Annotated in this window: 12 protein-coding genes; 4 read left to right on the top strand and 8 right to left on the bottom strand. The window is 52.6% G+C overall.

Features of this window, described 5'->3' with window-relative positions; translation table 11 throughout:
- Positions 1–136 precede the first annotated feature (136 nt).
- The 6 genes from ACOQPU_RS21460 to ACOQPU_RS21435 form a co-directional block, all read right to left on the bottom strand.
- A complete protein-coding gene (locus ACOQPU_RS21460) occupies positions 137–1,903 on the bottom strand; it encodes a hypothetical protein (RefSeq protein ID WP_420641882.1) in 1,767 nt (588 codons plus the stop codon).
- Between the two features lie 330 nt (positions 1,904–2,233).
- On the bottom strand, positions 2,234–4,810 hold the full coding sequence (locus tag ACOQPU_RS21455; protein WP_420641881.1) for an ATP-binding protein: 2,577 nt from the start codon (positions 4,808–4,810) through the stop codon (positions 2,234–2,236).
- 6 nt (positions 4,811–4,816) lie between these two features.
- Entirely contained in the window at positions 4,817–6,499 is a 1,683-nt protein-coding gene (locus ACOQPU_RS21450) for an acyl-CoA mutase large subunit family protein (protein WP_420641880.1), read from the bottom strand.
- Between the two features lie 219 nt (positions 6,500–6,718).
- Positions 6,719–7,027 (bottom strand): winged helix-turn-helix domain-containing protein, encoded by a 309-nt coding sequence (locus ACOQPU_RS21445; protein WP_420641879.1) that lies wholly within the window; start codon positions 7,025–7,027, stop codon positions 6,719–6,721.
- Positions 7,024–7,653, bottom strand: coding sequence for a hypothetical protein (locus tag ACOQPU_RS21440; protein WP_420641878.1), 630 nt, complete (start codon positions 7,651–7,653; stop codon positions 7,024–7,026). Before ACOQPU_RS21440 ends, ACOQPU_RS21445 begins: the two co-directional genes overlap by 4 nt.
- A gap of 238 nt (positions 7,654–7,891) precedes the next feature.
- Complete coding sequence (locus ACOQPU_RS21435) at positions 7,892–8,272, bottom strand: hypothetical protein (protein WP_420641877.1); 381 nt, start codon at positions 8,270–8,272, stop codon at positions 7,892–7,894.
- A 218-nt stretch (positions 8,273–8,490) separates the two neighbouring features.
- Here ACOQPU_RS21435 and murJ point away from each other — a divergent pair, with 218 nt between their 5' ends.
- On the top strand, positions 8,491–10,197 hold the full coding sequence (gene murJ, locus ACOQPU_RS21430) for a murein biosynthesis integral membrane protein MurJ (RefSeq protein ID WP_420641876.1): 1,707 nt from the start codon (positions 8,491–8,493) through the stop codon (positions 10,195–10,197).
- A 139-nt stretch (positions 10,198–10,336) separates the two neighbouring features.
- Complete coding sequence (locus ACOQPU_RS21425; RefSeq protein WP_420641875.1) at positions 10,337–11,050, top strand: FHA domain-containing protein; 714 nt, start codon at positions 10,337–10,339, stop codon at positions 11,048–11,050.
- A gap of 62 nt (positions 11,051–11,112) precedes the next feature.
- Here ACOQPU_RS21425 and ACOQPU_RS21420 read toward each other — a convergent pair whose 3' ends face one another.
- Positions 11,113–11,520: a YkvA family protein gene (locus ACOQPU_RS21420; RefSeq protein ID WP_420641874.1), complete on the bottom strand. Its 408-nt coding sequence runs from the start codon at positions 11,518–11,520 to the stop codon at positions 11,113–11,115.
- Positions 11,521–11,617: 97 nt separating this feature from the next.
- Entirely contained in the window at positions 11,618–12,904 is a 1,287-nt protein-coding gene (locus tag ACOQPU_RS21415) for a hypothetical protein (RefSeq protein WP_420641873.1), read from the bottom strand.
- Positions 12,905–13,161: 257 nt separating this feature from the next.
- Between ACOQPU_RS21415 and ACOQPU_RS21410 the strand changes: the two genes are divergently transcribed.
- Both ACOQPU_RS21410 and ACOQPU_RS21405 read left to right on the top strand, forming a co-directional pair.
- The gene (locus ACOQPU_RS21410) at positions 13,162–14,004 is read left to right on the top strand and encodes a hypothetical protein (RefSeq protein ID WP_420641872.1); all 843 of its coding nucleotides are present in this window, start codon (positions 13,162–13,164) and stop codon (positions 14,002–14,004) included.
- A gap of 1 nt (position 14,005) precedes the next feature.
- The gene (locus ACOQPU_RS21405) at positions 14,006–14,764 is read left to right on the top strand and encodes an Ig-like domain-containing protein (RefSeq protein WP_420641871.1); all 759 of its coding nucleotides are present in this window, start codon (positions 14,006–14,008) and stop codon (positions 14,762–14,764) included.
- The last annotated feature ends 26 nt before the right edge of the window (positions 14,765–14,790 follow it).

Here is a 14,790-nt window from a genome sequence, read left to right as displayed (position 1 = left end):
ATTTGGTTGATAAGATATGTAAAAGCGGGAAAGTTCTTAAAAACACGTGGAGCCATTTCTCCCGCTTTTACTTAAGCAAATCACCGCAAAGAAGGTTTGCTTATTTTAAAAATCTTCTCGTGATTTGCTCAACTGTTTACTTCATGACCAAAGGTAAATAGATAAAGAAATCATTATTTTGCGGCGGGTCAGGCGTGGGCGACACAGTCGCTGTTGGCGTCGGTGTAATCTCTGGTGGCAGCGTAGCAGTGGGCGTAGGCGTTACTGTGGCAGTCGCTGTTGGGGTGCCCGTGTTTGTAGGCGTCGATGAGGGATCATTGGTGGCAGTGCTTGTCACCGTGGGTGTGGGCGATGCAGTTGCAGTCGCCGTAGGTGTCGTTGTGCTGGTGGGCGTCGGCGTTGGCGCATCCTCCAGCAAGGCACAGTTTGAAAATTCCGAGGTGTTGCCATCTGGGTCGGTAGCCGTTGCTGTAAAGTAGCGACCAGTTACGCCACCTTGACTAAATTGAAATTGCAGCTGACCCTGACTATCCGTTTGCTGCGGAAAGGTGAGGCGATACTCTTGACCCTCACCAAAGCCAGACGGAGAACAACTGTCATTGAGATAAGTATCAATTTGGTAAACGGTATTTGGCTGGCTATCAAGCGAAACATCAACAATGATGCTGCCAGGAGACGTTACCAGAACCGGGTAATTTTGGCGTTCATTTTCATCACCATCACCGTCACCGGGATCGTTCGTGTCTACGCCATCTTCTCCCAGATCAATGCCCAAGATGCCGTTGGCGTAAATGGCATTGCCTCGAATCTCATTTTGCACCGGAACACCTACGATGTTTGCATACACGGTCACGCCATGCCGGGAGTTATGGGCAATCAGGTTTCCTTGACCTACGGATGTACCCCCCACCCAATTTGCCAAAGCTTCCCCTACTAACTCAATACCGTCTGCATTCGGTAACGGAGTCACACCGTCTTCGGCTACGCCAAGAAAATTACTTCGGAGGATATTGCCTTGGCCACCGTTCACGCGGATGCCGTAATCATTATTACCACTAATGACATTGCCAGCCAGGGAATTGGCACCCCCATCCCCAATGCTATTGAAGTCTCCGCCAACATAGATACCGCCGTTGTTGCCCAGGTCGTCTAGCCCGTTGGCCGTTGTACCAATAAAATTACCCCGAATACGATTATCATCCCCTGGTAATATACGAATTCCATTCATCGTATTGGCAGAAATCACGTTTCGTTGATCTAAACCAGTGTCTCCACCTATGATGTTGGAATCGGATACAATATACACACCAAAATCGTTCCCCATGCCAGATAAACCATCCACACCAACGCCCAGGTGGTTGCAGCGGACAATATTTCCATCGCTGAGAAGGCGAATGCCAGCAGCGTCGAAGTTGCCAATCACTAATCCCCGAATGGTGCTGCCTTCGCTGCCAGCATTAAAGGTCAAACCGTCTATAGTGCCTGTTGTGCCAGCATTGCTGCCGTCCAACACGATCATCAAATTGGCCGGGTCGTTGCTGGTGGGGCAGCTTGCCCCCGGCTGCGTTTCGCCATCAATGACAACTGGTACGGTAATAGCTGGTAGCTCTGAGGCAGGTGTGATGGTAAAGGGACCTGTACCAGAAATATCGAACTCTATGCGATGAGGCGTTGTATCTGGTCCCAGCGCATTGAGTTCCTCAATGGCAGCTCGCAAGCCGCACTGGTCGCCGGGAACGGTTGGTATGACGTCGCAAACGCCGTCACCCGGATTAAAATCATTTAGATCTCCGTTTCCGTTTACAATAACTGTTGTGCCAGCGGCGTATACATGCCGGGTTAAAAGCCAGCCACCCAAAAGGGTAATGGCGGCTGCCATAAGCAAGACTGTTTTTCGCTTCATTTACTGCCTCTTTTGAATAGGTCAATAACCTTGTCTTGTCATTTCGAGCCGCTTTTGGCGAGAAATCCCTGGGGGGCATCTCCTAGCCTAAAGCTGGCTATATTTAGAGAGATTTCTCCCGTTGGTCGAAATGACAATTTAAGGTCGTGATATTTTCTACAAAGTTGATTGCTTAAGAGTTATGAACAGTAGTGCGAGGACGGTGAAAAGTGTGGCGCACCTGTAACAACAGGTAGGATAAGACAATCCATCCAATGGTACATCGGGAGGGGTTCCCTATTTTGCGATTTTTCGTTCCCTATTTTGGCAATTAGGCTGTTTTGGAAGAGGTTAAAGGTTAGGGTGTTGACGAGCTATCCCGGCCGCTTCTTCACGTGAGGAAACCTGGAGCTTACCCAAAACGGCCGAAACGTGATGATCCACCGTCTTGGGCGAAATGTGCAGCCGGGCGGCAATCTCGGCATTGGTCAAACTTTCGGTGAGCAGGGTCAAAATTTCTAGCTGGCGGTTGGTAAGCTGGAAGGGATTTTCTTGGGTCGTGGCGCGCGGGCCGCGCGGAATTGCCTGCACGCCCGCCGTTTTCAACTGCTGCTGTACTCGTTCGATCATTGGTTTGGCACCCAGCCGCTCAAAGATGAGCAACGCTGCTTTTTGGGCTTCAACATCGCCGCTGGCCAGGGCGCGAGCCTGCTCGTAGGGACAGCCCAACGCTTCCCAGGCAGCAGCGGCCGTTTGCCAATCGCCGTCAATTTCTAGCACGAAGGGTTCTACCATCCAGCTAAAAGTTTCGACTGATTCTCCTATTCGCCACTGCCAGTAAGCCATTTCAGCCGCAAAACCAGGGAGTTTGTTTTTTACGGCCGTCTCATAAAACGCTACCAAAAGTTCATGCACCGTTGCTTTGTCACCAGCCAACCAGGCAGCCTCGACAGCCGCACAGTAATAAACGCCAATGCGCTGCTGATTGTCCAGCTTCTTGGACAAAGTGTACGATTCAGCCAACAGTTCATTGACCTTTTTGGCTTCCCCGCGACGGGCACAAAGGCGACCCTGAGCCACCAATGCCGGGATACGGGCAATGGGTGCAGGCGACGCCTGCAAAACCTCTGCCGAGAGGGTCTCACACTCTGCCCAGCGACCCTGATAAAAGCGCAACATGGCTTCCCAAGCGCGAGTCATGTTTAGGTTGAAATCCAAATCGTGTTCAACCAAATAAGGCTTTGCCGTCTGCACCCACTGCTCTACTTTGCTGGTTTGCAAGGTGTCTAACTGATGCATGATTAAATTGGAGTAGATTGTGCCCGCCATTCTAAAATGATTGTTTGCCAACGCCAGCTCCAAGCACTGTTGCAGGTGATACAAGCCCTGTGCATGGTCGAGCGGCATAGTGCAGAGACCAACAACCTGGTAAGCCTGCAAGATACCTTCGATATTTTCCAGTTCAACAGCCATTTGGTGCCCTTTTTCGGCAAAGGTTACGGCCGTTTCCGCCTCGCCCTGAAAAAGATGGCGCATGGCAACCAGCGGGTAGGCTGAGACAAGGGCACGATTGGGCGCCAGCGGCTCCAGAATGACCAACGCCTCCTGCAGCAGCTGGTCACATGCTGTCAACTCCCCTAACCGATAATGAACAACCGCCATGCGCACCAACGCCAGCCCATGTAAAACGGGCTGATTGGTCGCCTGGGCTAATTCAACAACGCGCTGGAATGCCCCAAAACTTTTGGCTAAATCCTGAGACTGGTTATGTAAAGCGTAAGTTTCATAAAGCGCAATCTGCTCTTGAATCGGCAGGGCTTCAGCATGGGGCAAAACGAGTTCAAACCAGGTGGTAGCGGCGCGGTGCATCCCCATCTGCACTGCTTCTTGCCCCGCTTGGCGGGCAAATGTCAAAATTGCCTCGCTGTTGTTGGCTCCAGCGGCATGATGCGCTAACCGAGCTGCATCATTTTGCCCGGCAGGAGATACTTTAAGAGCGTCCAATACAGTTTGGTGCAAAAAGGTGCGCTGATGGGGCAAAATTTCATCGAGAATGGCCTGGCGGGCTAATTCGTGACGGAAAGCATAGTAGTTTCCCTGTGCCAACAAAACACCAACTTGCAGGCTTTCTTCAACGGCCGTTGCCTCAGCCTGCACCACTTCTTGCAACAGCCACGGTTCAATGCGCTGCCCGATGACGGCCGCCGCATTTAGCACCGCCTGCCCAGATAGCGACAGCCGTGCCGCCCGCGCTAGCACCGCATCCCGCACCGTGTCGGGAATGCCGCCCCCACCTGCAGCTAACACTTCGGTCACAAAAAAGGGATTGCCGCCCGTCTGCTGGTGCAATGATTTCACATCAATCGGTTGCTCGCCCGCCAGTTGGCGCACGGCCGTTTCTGAGAGCGGCAACAACTTAATGCGCTGCACCCCCACTGACCGCGCCAAATCCCCCAGCAGCAGCCGCAGCGGATGTCGTGCCCCCAGCGCATCATCCCGAAAGGTGGCAACCAGAAGCGAACGAGTCATGTGAATGCGTCGTCCCAAATATTTGAGCAAATCCAGCGTCGCTTCATCTGCCCAATGAACATCTTCAAATACGAGAATAGTTGGCGTATGGCACTCATTCAGGCAGGCAGCAAAGATGGCTGGGCGATCTGGTTGATCCTGCAGCAGCTCGCGGATTTCTCCCCCAACCTGAGCCGCCATATCGTAAAGCGGTCCAAGCGGCCGTGGGGTAAAGAGGGCATCACACACGCCCCACAGCACACGTTTGTCTTGAGCAGCGATAAATTGATCTACCAGGGTTGTTTTGCCAATGCCTGCCTCGCCACTGACAAGTACGATACGGCCGTTGCCTTCTTCTACTGCCTCTCTTGTTGCTTCATTGAGCGCTGCGAATGCCGATTCCCGCTCAAGAATTTCCATGCTCACCTAAATCCAGGTCGGTTCCTCATAAGTGCCAAAGACCTCGCGGAAGACATCGGTGATCTCGCCCAGCGTGGCGTATTCCCGCACGGCTTCAAGGATGAAAGGCATGGTGTTGGCCGTGCCCTGTGCGGCTTCACGAAGGGCTTGTAGGGCTGCGCCCACCTTTTCATTGTTGCGCTCCGCCTTTACCTGCTGAATTCGGCCGATTTGCCGTTCATACCCCTGCGGATCCATTTCCAAAATGGGAATCCGCATCTCTTCGCTCGTTTCAGCGTAACCATTCACCCCCACGATGGTGCGTTCGTTTTGGTCAATCTCCCGCTGGTATTGGTAGGCGGCGTTAGAAATTTCCCGCTGGTAAAAGCCCTGATCGATGGCAGGTAATACGCCGCCCAACTCCTCAACCTGTTGCCAATATTCATAAACCTGAGCTTCAATCTTGTTGGTTTCATGCTCCACAAAAAAGGAGCCAGCCAGCGGATCGATGGTATTAGCCGCGCCGCTCTCTTCGGCGATGATTTGCTGGGTTCGCATGGCAATGGTGACGGCTTCTTCGCTGGGCAGGGCCAGAGCTTCATCCATGCTGTTGGTGTGCAAACTTTGGGTTCCGCCGAGAACGGCCGCAAGTGCCTGAATGGCTACGCGAACAATATTATTCTCCGGCTGCTGTGCCGTCAGGGAGACACCCGCTGTTTGGGTGTGGAAGCGGCACAGCCAGGAGCGTGGGTTCTTGGCACCAAATGTCTCGCGCATCTCTCGCGCCCAAATGCGGCGGGCGGCGCGGAATTTGGCAATCTCTTCAAAAAAGTCGTTGTGGCAGTTGAAGAAGAGGCTGAGGCGCGGGGCAAAATCATCAATATCCAGGCCGCGCTCCAATGCCCAGCGCACGTATTCCAGCCCGTCGCCCAGCGTGAAGGCCAGCTCTTGAGCGGCCGTTGATCCCGCCTCCCGAATATGATACCCACTTATCGAAATGGTGTTCCACTGCGGCATGTGGTTGGTGCCAAACTCCACCGTGTCTGTTACCAGCCGCATCGAGGGTTCTGGCGGGAAGATGTACTCTTTTTGGGCAATGAACTCTTTGAGGATGTCGTTTTGCAGCGTACCGCGCAGCTTGGCCATGGGTACGCCCTGCTTTTCAGCCGTGACAATGTACATCGCCCAGATAATGGCCGCCGGGCTGTTAATCGTCATGCTGGTGCTAACCTCGCCAAGGGGGATGCCGTCCAGCAAGATTTCCATATCTTTGAGGCTGCTAATCGCCACGCCGCAATGACCAAATTCACCTAAAGCCTCAGGTGCGTCGGTGTCGTAGCCCATCAGCGTGGCTAAATCGAAGGCGACGGATAGCCCCATGTTGCCCTGCTCCAGCAGATATTTATAGCGGGCGTTGGTTTCTTCGGCCGTGCCAAAGCCAGCAAACATGCGGGTTGTCCACGGCCGTCCCCGATACATGGTGGCATGGACGCCGCGCGTGTAAGGATACTCACCAGGCATCCCCAAATCTTGCCGATAATCGAGATCGGCGACATCCAGCGGCGTGTAAAGCCTTTTGATGGGTTCGCTGGAGGTGGTCATGAACTGCTCTTTGCGCTCAGGAAAGTGTGAGAGGGTTTTGTGCAGGGTGGTTTCTTCCCATTTGTCTTGATGATCGGCCAGTTCGGCCAGCTTTTTTTTGTCGTACACGGATTTTGCTCCTCAAAGTTGCTTAACGCAGAGGCGCAGAGAAAAGGATGAATTCGATTGAGGTTTCTCTCGCGTTGCGCTGCTGCTTAACGGTTCGATAGCGAGTGGGTGTTTCTTGTTACTTTGAGGGAGATTATACTGGTTGGGGATTTTGTTGGCTAGAGACGGCCGTTTCCCAATCATGCATCGTTTAGGAAACGGCCGTCATAATTTGTTGCTTTACTCTGGTAAGGAACTGGCTGTCTGCTGTAACTGCTGGCGATAGGCGTCGAAGGCAATACGGCCGTTCTCAGTCAAACGACATAGCGTATGCGGCCGTTTCCCTTTGAACGTTTTTTCAATGCCTACATACCCGCCATCTTCCAGCTTGCTCAAATGAAAAGAGAGATTGCCTCGCGTTAGCGCGGTTTCTCGGAGCAAAAAGGTAAAATCGGCATTTTCTACCCCGTACAGCAACGCCATGATGATCAGACGGGCCGGTTCGTGAATGAGCCGATCCGTCTCCAGCATCTGCTTAAAATCGGTCATGACAAGGCCTCCATTGGCTCATCGTTGCCCGGCTCACTGTTTTGCCAATAACGCCAGAAGGCAAAACCGCCAGAAAGCATCATGCCCAGGCCAACAAGCCCCAGTGCCAGCGTGGCGGCAAGCGACTCGTCCACGCCCAAAAATGTAATCAGGACGCCGCTGGCAACCGCCCAGATAGCCAGCAGGTGAAAGCGCAATACACCCATGTGGTTGCCTATCAGGAACAGGCCAAAGCCTAAACCGGCTCCAATAAATGCGGCCGTCAATTTAGCCAGCTCAAATTGGGTTACGGCCACAGCCATGACGATGCCAATGATTAGCCCAAGCAGACCACTCATGCCGCGCTGCCTGTTGGTTGGCTTGACATAAGTGACATAGCCCGTGCGTGGATACACCGGTCGCTGCTTGAGCCAGCGGAGGGCAACGCCCATCAAAATTGAACCCAAAATGATGATAAACGGCATGGCAATGCCCCCAACCAGAGGTGCATACTCTGAGTCGCTGACTACCTGCCACCAAAACAGGCCGCTCAGAACAAGAAAAAGCAGCCCTAGCAGCAGCTCCACCAAACCATCATCAAACCAATATTGTTGCGAACGACGGATTGTTTTGTTTAGGTCTTTCATGACAACCCTCTTTTGCAATATACAAATATATTTGCATTACTATTATTATTTGCATCACAAACTTATTTGTAAATATATTAGCAGATTAAGACGGCCGTTGTCAAGCAGTTCCCAATAAAAAAGCGCTCCCGGCTGCCAACCAGAGGGTGCTCGCGATTTTTGGTACGCTCTTTGCCTACTCACTCAGCAGCGTTGTTTGGTAACGGCTCTACCGTGTTCAAATAGGCCCAAATCGCCTCTACTTCTGTGTCAGACATCTCGGCGTAGGCGAGCCAGGGCACTCTTTGCTCATCACACGGCCGTCTGGCAGCACCCCACTTTGTAAAGCCGTAGCAAACTCAGCCTCGCTCCAATTTTGCACCCAGGTCGTCAGATTGGGGCCGAGCGGGCCATCTAGCTGGCCATAGTTGCCCGCCAAATTTTCGGCGTGGCAGGAGGTACAAGAGACAATGTCGATGAGGTATTTGCCGTAAGCGGCCGTTCTAATGTCGCCAACCTGGGTGCGGTGAAAGGCGGTTATGAGCCGCAGCCAGTTGTTCTGTTGCTGCCAGGATTGGGGCAAACGCGCAATCCAGCCGAGGGTTTGCTGGGGGATGAACCGCCGCCGTAGTTGGGGCATGGCTTAAGGTCTATATTGCCAAGACAGTTTAACATTTTTGCTCACACAGGCGAAACAGTACCAAAACGTAGGCTGACAATCATTGCCCTGCCCCCGCCCATCCGCTAGAATGCACCCGGCTCTGAATCTAAATTGAACAGCCACAAAGGACACAGAAGATTTCGAGAATTCCCTCTTTAGTCTCTGTGTCCTCTGTGTCCTCTGTGGCGAAAATTCTAGTGCCAAAGGTAAACCATTTGCTCAACTCAAAAGACGCCACCGAAGATGCCAATCAGCCCGTCCCGCTGGATGAGGCGGAACGGCCGTCTTCCCCCACCAATCTCAGCCAAAACAAAGGCGTGGTGAAGGCAGCGGCCGTTTTAGCCATTGGCAACATCACCAGCCGGGTGCTGGGGCTGGTCCGGGAGATTGTCAAATCGAACCTGTTTGGCGCGTCTGACCTGCTGGGTGCTTACACTGTAGCCGCCCTGGTGCCGATGACTTTGTTTAACCTGATCACGGGTGGCGAAATGGTGAGTTCTTCGCTGGTGCCGGTCTTTAGCGATTTTGCCAGCAAGGAGCGGCGAAAAGAGCTGTGGGGCGTAGTGAGTACCTTTTTGAGTTTGGCCACGGCCGTTCTCCTGGTACTTGTTGCCCTGGTGCTGCTCTTTACGCCCCAGGTCGCCTGGCTCGCTGGAGCGCGCAACTTTTCGGATGGCAGCTTAACGGCCGTTACCGAGCAGCTCATGCGCCTGGCCATCCCCGCCGTTCTCTTTTTGTCGATTGCCAGCATCCTGACGGGAGTGCTGTATGCTCTGGAGCGGTTCACCCTACCCGCCTTCACCGCCGCTGTGTTCAACAGCACCATTGTGGTCGTGGCACTGCTGCGCCCCGACGAAATTGACAGCCTGGTTTATGGCCTGCTGCTTGGCTCTTTTTTGCAGATTGTGCTGCAACTGCCTGCGCTGCGCGACGGCCGTTTTCGCATTCAGTTCAATTGGCGACACCCTGCCGTGCGCCGCATCCTCATTTTGTATGCGCCCATTGTGGTGGGGCTGCTAGTAAACCAGGTTGCTATTTGGATTAGCTACAACCTGGCCATCCGCACTGGCGACAACAGCGTCGTGTACATGACCTATGCCACCACGCTTTACCAATTCCCACTGGGTCTCGTTGTCACCGCCTTGTCGATGGCCACGCTCCCGACACTTTCCCAAATTGTCATTGCCTACCACGCCAATAAAAATGTAGACGCTGCGGCCGCTACGGCCCGGGTACAGGAGTTCAAGCAAACGTTAGCCAGCGGGCTGCGCCTGGTGCTGACGCTTATCTTGCCCGCCACCGCCGGTCTGTTCGCCCTGGCCCCAGCCATCATCGCCCTGCTGCTGGAGCATGGGGAGTTTACGCCGCAAGATACGGCCGTAACTGCCAACGTCCTCCGCGTTTATTTAGCGGGATTGCCCTTTGCCGCCATCGACCAGATGCTCGTCTATGCCTCTTACGCCCGCAAAGATACCTGGCGGCCGGCCGTGGCGGGTATTATCAGCATTGTGATTTACACAATTACGGCCGTTTTGCTATTGGAACCAATCGGTCTGTACAGCTTGATGGTTGCCGACGCCATTAAACATTTCTGCCACACGATGATCATGCTTTGGCTGCTGCAAAAACAGCTAGGGGACCTGCGTAGTTTTGGCCTCAGCACGGCCACCTGGAAAGCAGTCGTCGCTTCGATACTGACTGGTTTGGTTGCCTTCGGTGCCAGCGAAATCGTGGTGAGCTTGCTGCCGACCACAGGATTCTTGGGAAAGTTATCGGTGGTCGCGTTGGCTGGAGGCCTGGGGCTGTTAACCTTTTTGGGGCTGGTGCAACTGCTCAACATCACCGAAGCGCAAATACTCCATCGCACTTTGGCCGCGCGGTTCCGCCGCAAACCATCCGAATAGCTTGGCCGCTTATTGCCCCAATTATGCATGCATCAAGATAGCACTCACCAGAAACTTGCAATCGACCTGCCTTTTTGGTTAAAATGCCCACGACATTGTGACCTGAATTGACGAAAGTTAGCAAAACAAGGAAACGGCCGTGGCAGATACTAAATACCAACTCACCGTACGCAAAGGACCCAAAGTTGGCGAAAAATTCCTGTTAGAAACCCTCTCGCTCACCGTTGGGCGCGACCCCGTCTCAGACATCATTCTGAATGATCCAGAAGTCTCCCGGCAACATGCTCGCTTCACCCAAACAGAAACTGGCTACCAGGTGCAAGATTTAGGCAGCACCAATGGCACCTTTGTCAACGGGCAGCGGTTGGAATCTGAACCTGTTGATTTGGAACCAGGATTTACCATCAGCATGGGCAGCGGCGTGACGTTACTTTATGAAGCACTGCTAACCGGGGACAATTTAGCAGCCACAATTGTCGATTCCAGTGGGCTGCGTGATGCGCTGGATTTGGATGAGGCCAGCGGCTTGGATGACGTTGATGATGCTTTGGCAGAAGGTTTGCCTGCCATACCCAGCCTGGACGAGGAGCCAAAAATACCCTCAGATTGGGAACCAGACCCTTCCCCCCCATTCACGCCACCCCCTGCCGATGTGCCCATGCCGCCCCCTATGCCATCCGGCACCACGCCGCTGGTGCCTTCACCAGACGAGGATGAAGCTGCTAAAAAGAAACGCCGCAACATGATTATTGCGATTACGGCCGTTATTCTCATGCTCTGCTGCTGTGGCTTCTTAATCTTTATGTGGCAATATGGTGGGGATTGGCTGTTAGAGCAACTGGGTGTGATCTAAAACAAAATTGCCCGACATTTGTATGTCGGGCATTGATTTATAACTTTTATGAAAAGATCAGGTCATGCCTGGTCTTTTTCCTTTTCCGCGGGCTGTGGGTCAATAATAATTTTCTCGTTTACACTGTCCATAGCGTCATATCCATCAACGGCGCGGATGCGATCCATATGTTGAGCCACCAGATGGGGCGGGGCCATCTCAATGAATACCTTGGAACTAACTAATAAAGCAGTCAAATCATCTAATTGCCCTAATCCAAGCAAAACATCGGGCAAAAGGTCTACTGGCCAGAGCAGATACAAAACGGCCGTAAACGGCAGCAGCTTCAAATAAAATGGCACCTCTGGATCACGTAACAAATAATAAACCAGACGCGCCTGCTGCCAAACCTCACGGAAAAAGCCGGGATCAGTTCGCTTCCCGGCAATCGCTTCTATGTTCATCGGGGACTTTTTTTCCTTTTCATCCATAAAACAATCCTTACACCGAAACTGTGCCCAAGCCTAACATGGGCAAATCTACTACACCATACGTGTGCACTATAGAAAAGGTTGCGTATCCAACCAGCTATTCTTGACTGCGAATGTAGTCTGCCATTTTGGGTAACAGAGGGCCAACATCATAAGGGCCCCACTGCGCTACCGGACCAGCGGTAAACACCGTAAAGCCCAGGACATAATCATCCTGCCGCACACCAGCATCATACCAGGCTAGTTGGTTTATGAACGCCTCGTCTCCGGTGCGGCCCCACCCCTGCTGCACGGCATATTGTTGAAAATCTGACCAGCCTTTCCCTGGCGGCCCAGGCCGATTGCCTATGATGCCATCAATGCCAGCCTCGGTAATGACTAACGGGATGACCAATCCACGCGGAATGAGCAACTCTTCGTAATACCAGCGGTAACGGAAGGTGAGCGTACCGCGATCTTCATGAAATGGATAGCCTGGCAAGGCACTGCCGTAGCCGTAGGTCATCACCGGGGCACTGTATTCATGCAGGGTGAGAATGCCGCCATATTCCATTGCCGTTTCGATAGCCGGAATGAACAAGGCAAATTCATCTATTTCTGGAACGCCCGTGGCAAAACCGCCAATGGCGGCTCGGAATCCGTACCGAGCCAGTTCACGCACGCGCTCTTGTTCAAACCGCGCATACCAGGCCATTCGTTCCAAACCGGGGTCTGGTTCATTCCAACCTTCCCAAAAATCCACTGCCGGATTGAGCTGGTATTGGCGCAGTTGGGATTGCACAAACTTGCGGGCTTCTTCCTCTGGATTGCCAACATATTCCTGGCTTCTCTCATCGCGCCGAGCAATGATGATGGTGTTTGGAGATTCCCGCTCGACTTCTGCTAAATAGCCAAAATCGTCTACTCCTTTGATAACAGCGGGTTGGGCTTGCCGAACAAAGGTCATGATGCGCGGATCGTTATTGAAGATGACGTGAATGCTGAGCTTGCTACGGTTCGGATCGCCCTGCAGATAAGGTGGAAGTGGACCGTTACCAATTGGCGTCGCTGATGGAATGGGGGTGATAGTGGGTGTATTGGTTGGCGTGGGCGTTGGGGTTGGGGTAGGCGTGCGGCTGGGCAAAATGGGTGTCACTGTTGGCGTATGTGTGGGGCCAAGCGGTGCATTATCCGCAAAGTTTAAGAGGGGATCAATAGTGGCTGTGGGGCCAAGTGGCGTAAAGGTTGGAGGGACAGCAAAAGCGGCCACTTCTTCACTCTGTTGGGGAAGCAGCAAGGGTGATACCAGTGTGGGTAACGCGGGTTGTTCAACACAAGCTGCCTGGGTTAGCAGCAGAATCAAACCAACACTTAGTAGAAATTTGCCGATTTTGGTTGCAGGCATGGCGGGTATCATATCACCTGTTGCAAATTTATGTCAACATTAGCATTCTTGATTATTTTTACGGCCGTTTGCAAACCACAGAAAGCATTTTGAGAATCGAAGAGCGACTTCTCTGTGGTTTGCTAAAGCAAAAGCCAAATTTGCGCTCAATCCAATCCAAGATACTGTTTGGCTTTTACATTCTTGCGCCTACCTTGCTGAATGTTACAATTTCTGCGTTAATGGGCAACCATCTGCCCACTATTCTGAGGAAGCATATGCTGGTATTGTTAATTCTAAAATTTGTAGTGGTTGCCTTCTTCTTGTTCATGTTTTGGCGACGGCCGTCTGTTAATTGGGGCGTGGGGCTGCTCACCGTTACCTCAGCCGTACTGCTAGACACATTCCTGGGAACGTTCAATCGCGAAGAAATGTTGGCCCAATTTGGCTTCTTCTTTTACGTCATTGCTGGCCTGCTGATTGGCGGGGCAGCTTATTGGCTGTTTAGCTTGTTTCAGCCCTGGCAACTAGCTGGCAAAGCGTCAGCTACTGCCCCAGCAACGGCCGTATCGCCTCCACCCGCAGCAACAACTAACCCCGACGCCAACATTCACTTTTCACCCGGCACCGATGAAACTGGTACCGCCTTCGACCGGCAAATGATCTACGAGGAGATTCGGGACCGATTAGGCCGAGAAGACGTGCTGGATTTGCTCTTTGATCTCCGTATTCGAGAAAACGAAGTGATGAACGTGCAGCAAGATATGCACCAGCTCATCATCAACATGATGGAATTGACGGCAGAGCGTGGCCAAACCGGTCAACTTGCCTTGGCCGTTGAGCGCATTTTAACGCCACCTGCACCAGAGGCCTTGCCCCGTCTAGAAAAAATTTCCCTGGAATCCCCGCCGACCATTTTACGCCACTACCTACTGGCTCACTACGACTTGGAAAAGCTGCAAAAAACGGCCGTTGCCCTCGGCATTGATTGGGAGCAGCTAACCGTTACCAGTAAAAAGTCCAAGGTGCGCGATCTGCTGCATTATTTGTATCGTCGCAATCGCATGGATGAACTTATTGCCCTGATGCACGCCAATGACCCATCAGGAAAGGAAACGTAAGATGTGTTGGCTCAAGCGTTGGGCACTCATTTTTACCGTTTTGTTAAGCCTAGTCGTCGTGGCAACGGCCGTTGCCCAAGAAACCAGCTCGCTTCAACTCCGCCTGAACCGCGATTTTGGCACAGGCTTAGGCTCCAACATTCAAGGACGATTTTCTTTTCGCGTTGAAGGGCCAGACAATCTGGAGACCGTTTCCTTTTATATTGATGATCAGCTTGTTGGTGAAGATAGCGAAGCCCCCTTCCGCCTCCAGTTTGAAACTGACAGGTATGCGCTCGGCACCCATACCCTTTACGCCATCGGCCAAACAGCAGATGGGCAAACCATTGAATCCAACAGACTCACCCGAAACTTTATTTCTGGCGGTGATTCTACGCGCATAGCACTCTACATTATTATCCCCATCATTGTGATTGCAATAGGCGGCCGCTTCTTAGCTTCCCGAATCTCCAACCGAGGCCGCAAAAGTGGTGAACAAGAAAGCCTCAATGTGCATGGCCCCGTCGGCGGTACCATCTGCCCCAAATGCAATAAGCCATTTGCCCGCCACATTTGGGGATTGAACGTCGTTGTTGGCAAATACGACCGTTGCCCACACTGTGGTAAATGGAGCTTGGTTCGCGCCTTGCCAGCAGATCAGTTGGATGCGGCCGTAGAAGCAATGGAAGCTGAAGCAGCACAAGACAAATCACAATCAACCCACGAAGATGACGACGAAAGCTGGCGCAAACGCCTCGACGACTCAAAATTCGACAGCTAAAACCGACGCACCGAAAACTGATTACC

It is taken from the genome of Candidatus Leptofilum sp. (assembly GCF_965223285.1).
Classification (GTDB): Bacteria; Chloroflexota; Anaerolineae; order Promineifilales; family Promineifilaceae; genus Leptofilum.
This window is presented reverse-complemented; position numbering and strand designations above follow the sequence as displayed.

Coding starts and splice junctions, on each gene's coding strand:
- ACOQPU_RS21460 (WP_420641882.1), bottom strand. CDS start 1,903: ATGAAGCGAAAAACAGTCTTGCTTATGGCAGCCGCCATTACCCTTTTG.
- ACOQPU_RS21445 (WP_420641879.1), bottom strand. CDS start 7,027: ATGACCGATTTTAAGCAGATGCTGGAGACGGATCGGCTCATTCACGAA.
- ACOQPU_RS21415 (WP_420641873.1), bottom strand. CDS start 12,904: ATGCCTGCAACCAAAATCGGCAAATTTCTACTAAGTGTTGGTTTGATT.
- ACOQPU_RS21405 (WP_420641871.1), top strand. CDS start 14,006: ATGTGTTGGCTCAAGCGTTGGGCACTCATTTTTACCGTTTTGTTAAGC.
- ACOQPU_RS21410 (WP_420641872.1), top strand. CDS start 13,162: ATGCTGGTATTGTTAATTCTAAAATTTGTAGTGGTTGCCTTCTTCTTG.
- ACOQPU_RS21420 (WP_420641874.1), bottom strand. CDS start 11,520: ATGGATGAAAAGGAAAAAAAGTCCCCGATGAACATAGAAGCGATTGCC.
- ACOQPU_RS21455 (WP_420641881.1), bottom strand. CDS start 4,810: ATGGAAATTCTTGAGCGGGAATCGGCATTCGCAGCGCTCAATGAAGCA.
- ACOQPU_RS21435 (WP_420641877.1), bottom strand. CDS start 8,272: ATGCCCCAACTACGGCGGCGGTTCATCCCCCAGCAAACCCTCGGCTGG.
- ACOQPU_RS21440 (WP_420641878.1), bottom strand. CDS start 7,653: ATGAAAGACCTAAACAAAACAATCCGTCGTTCGCAACAATATTGGTTT.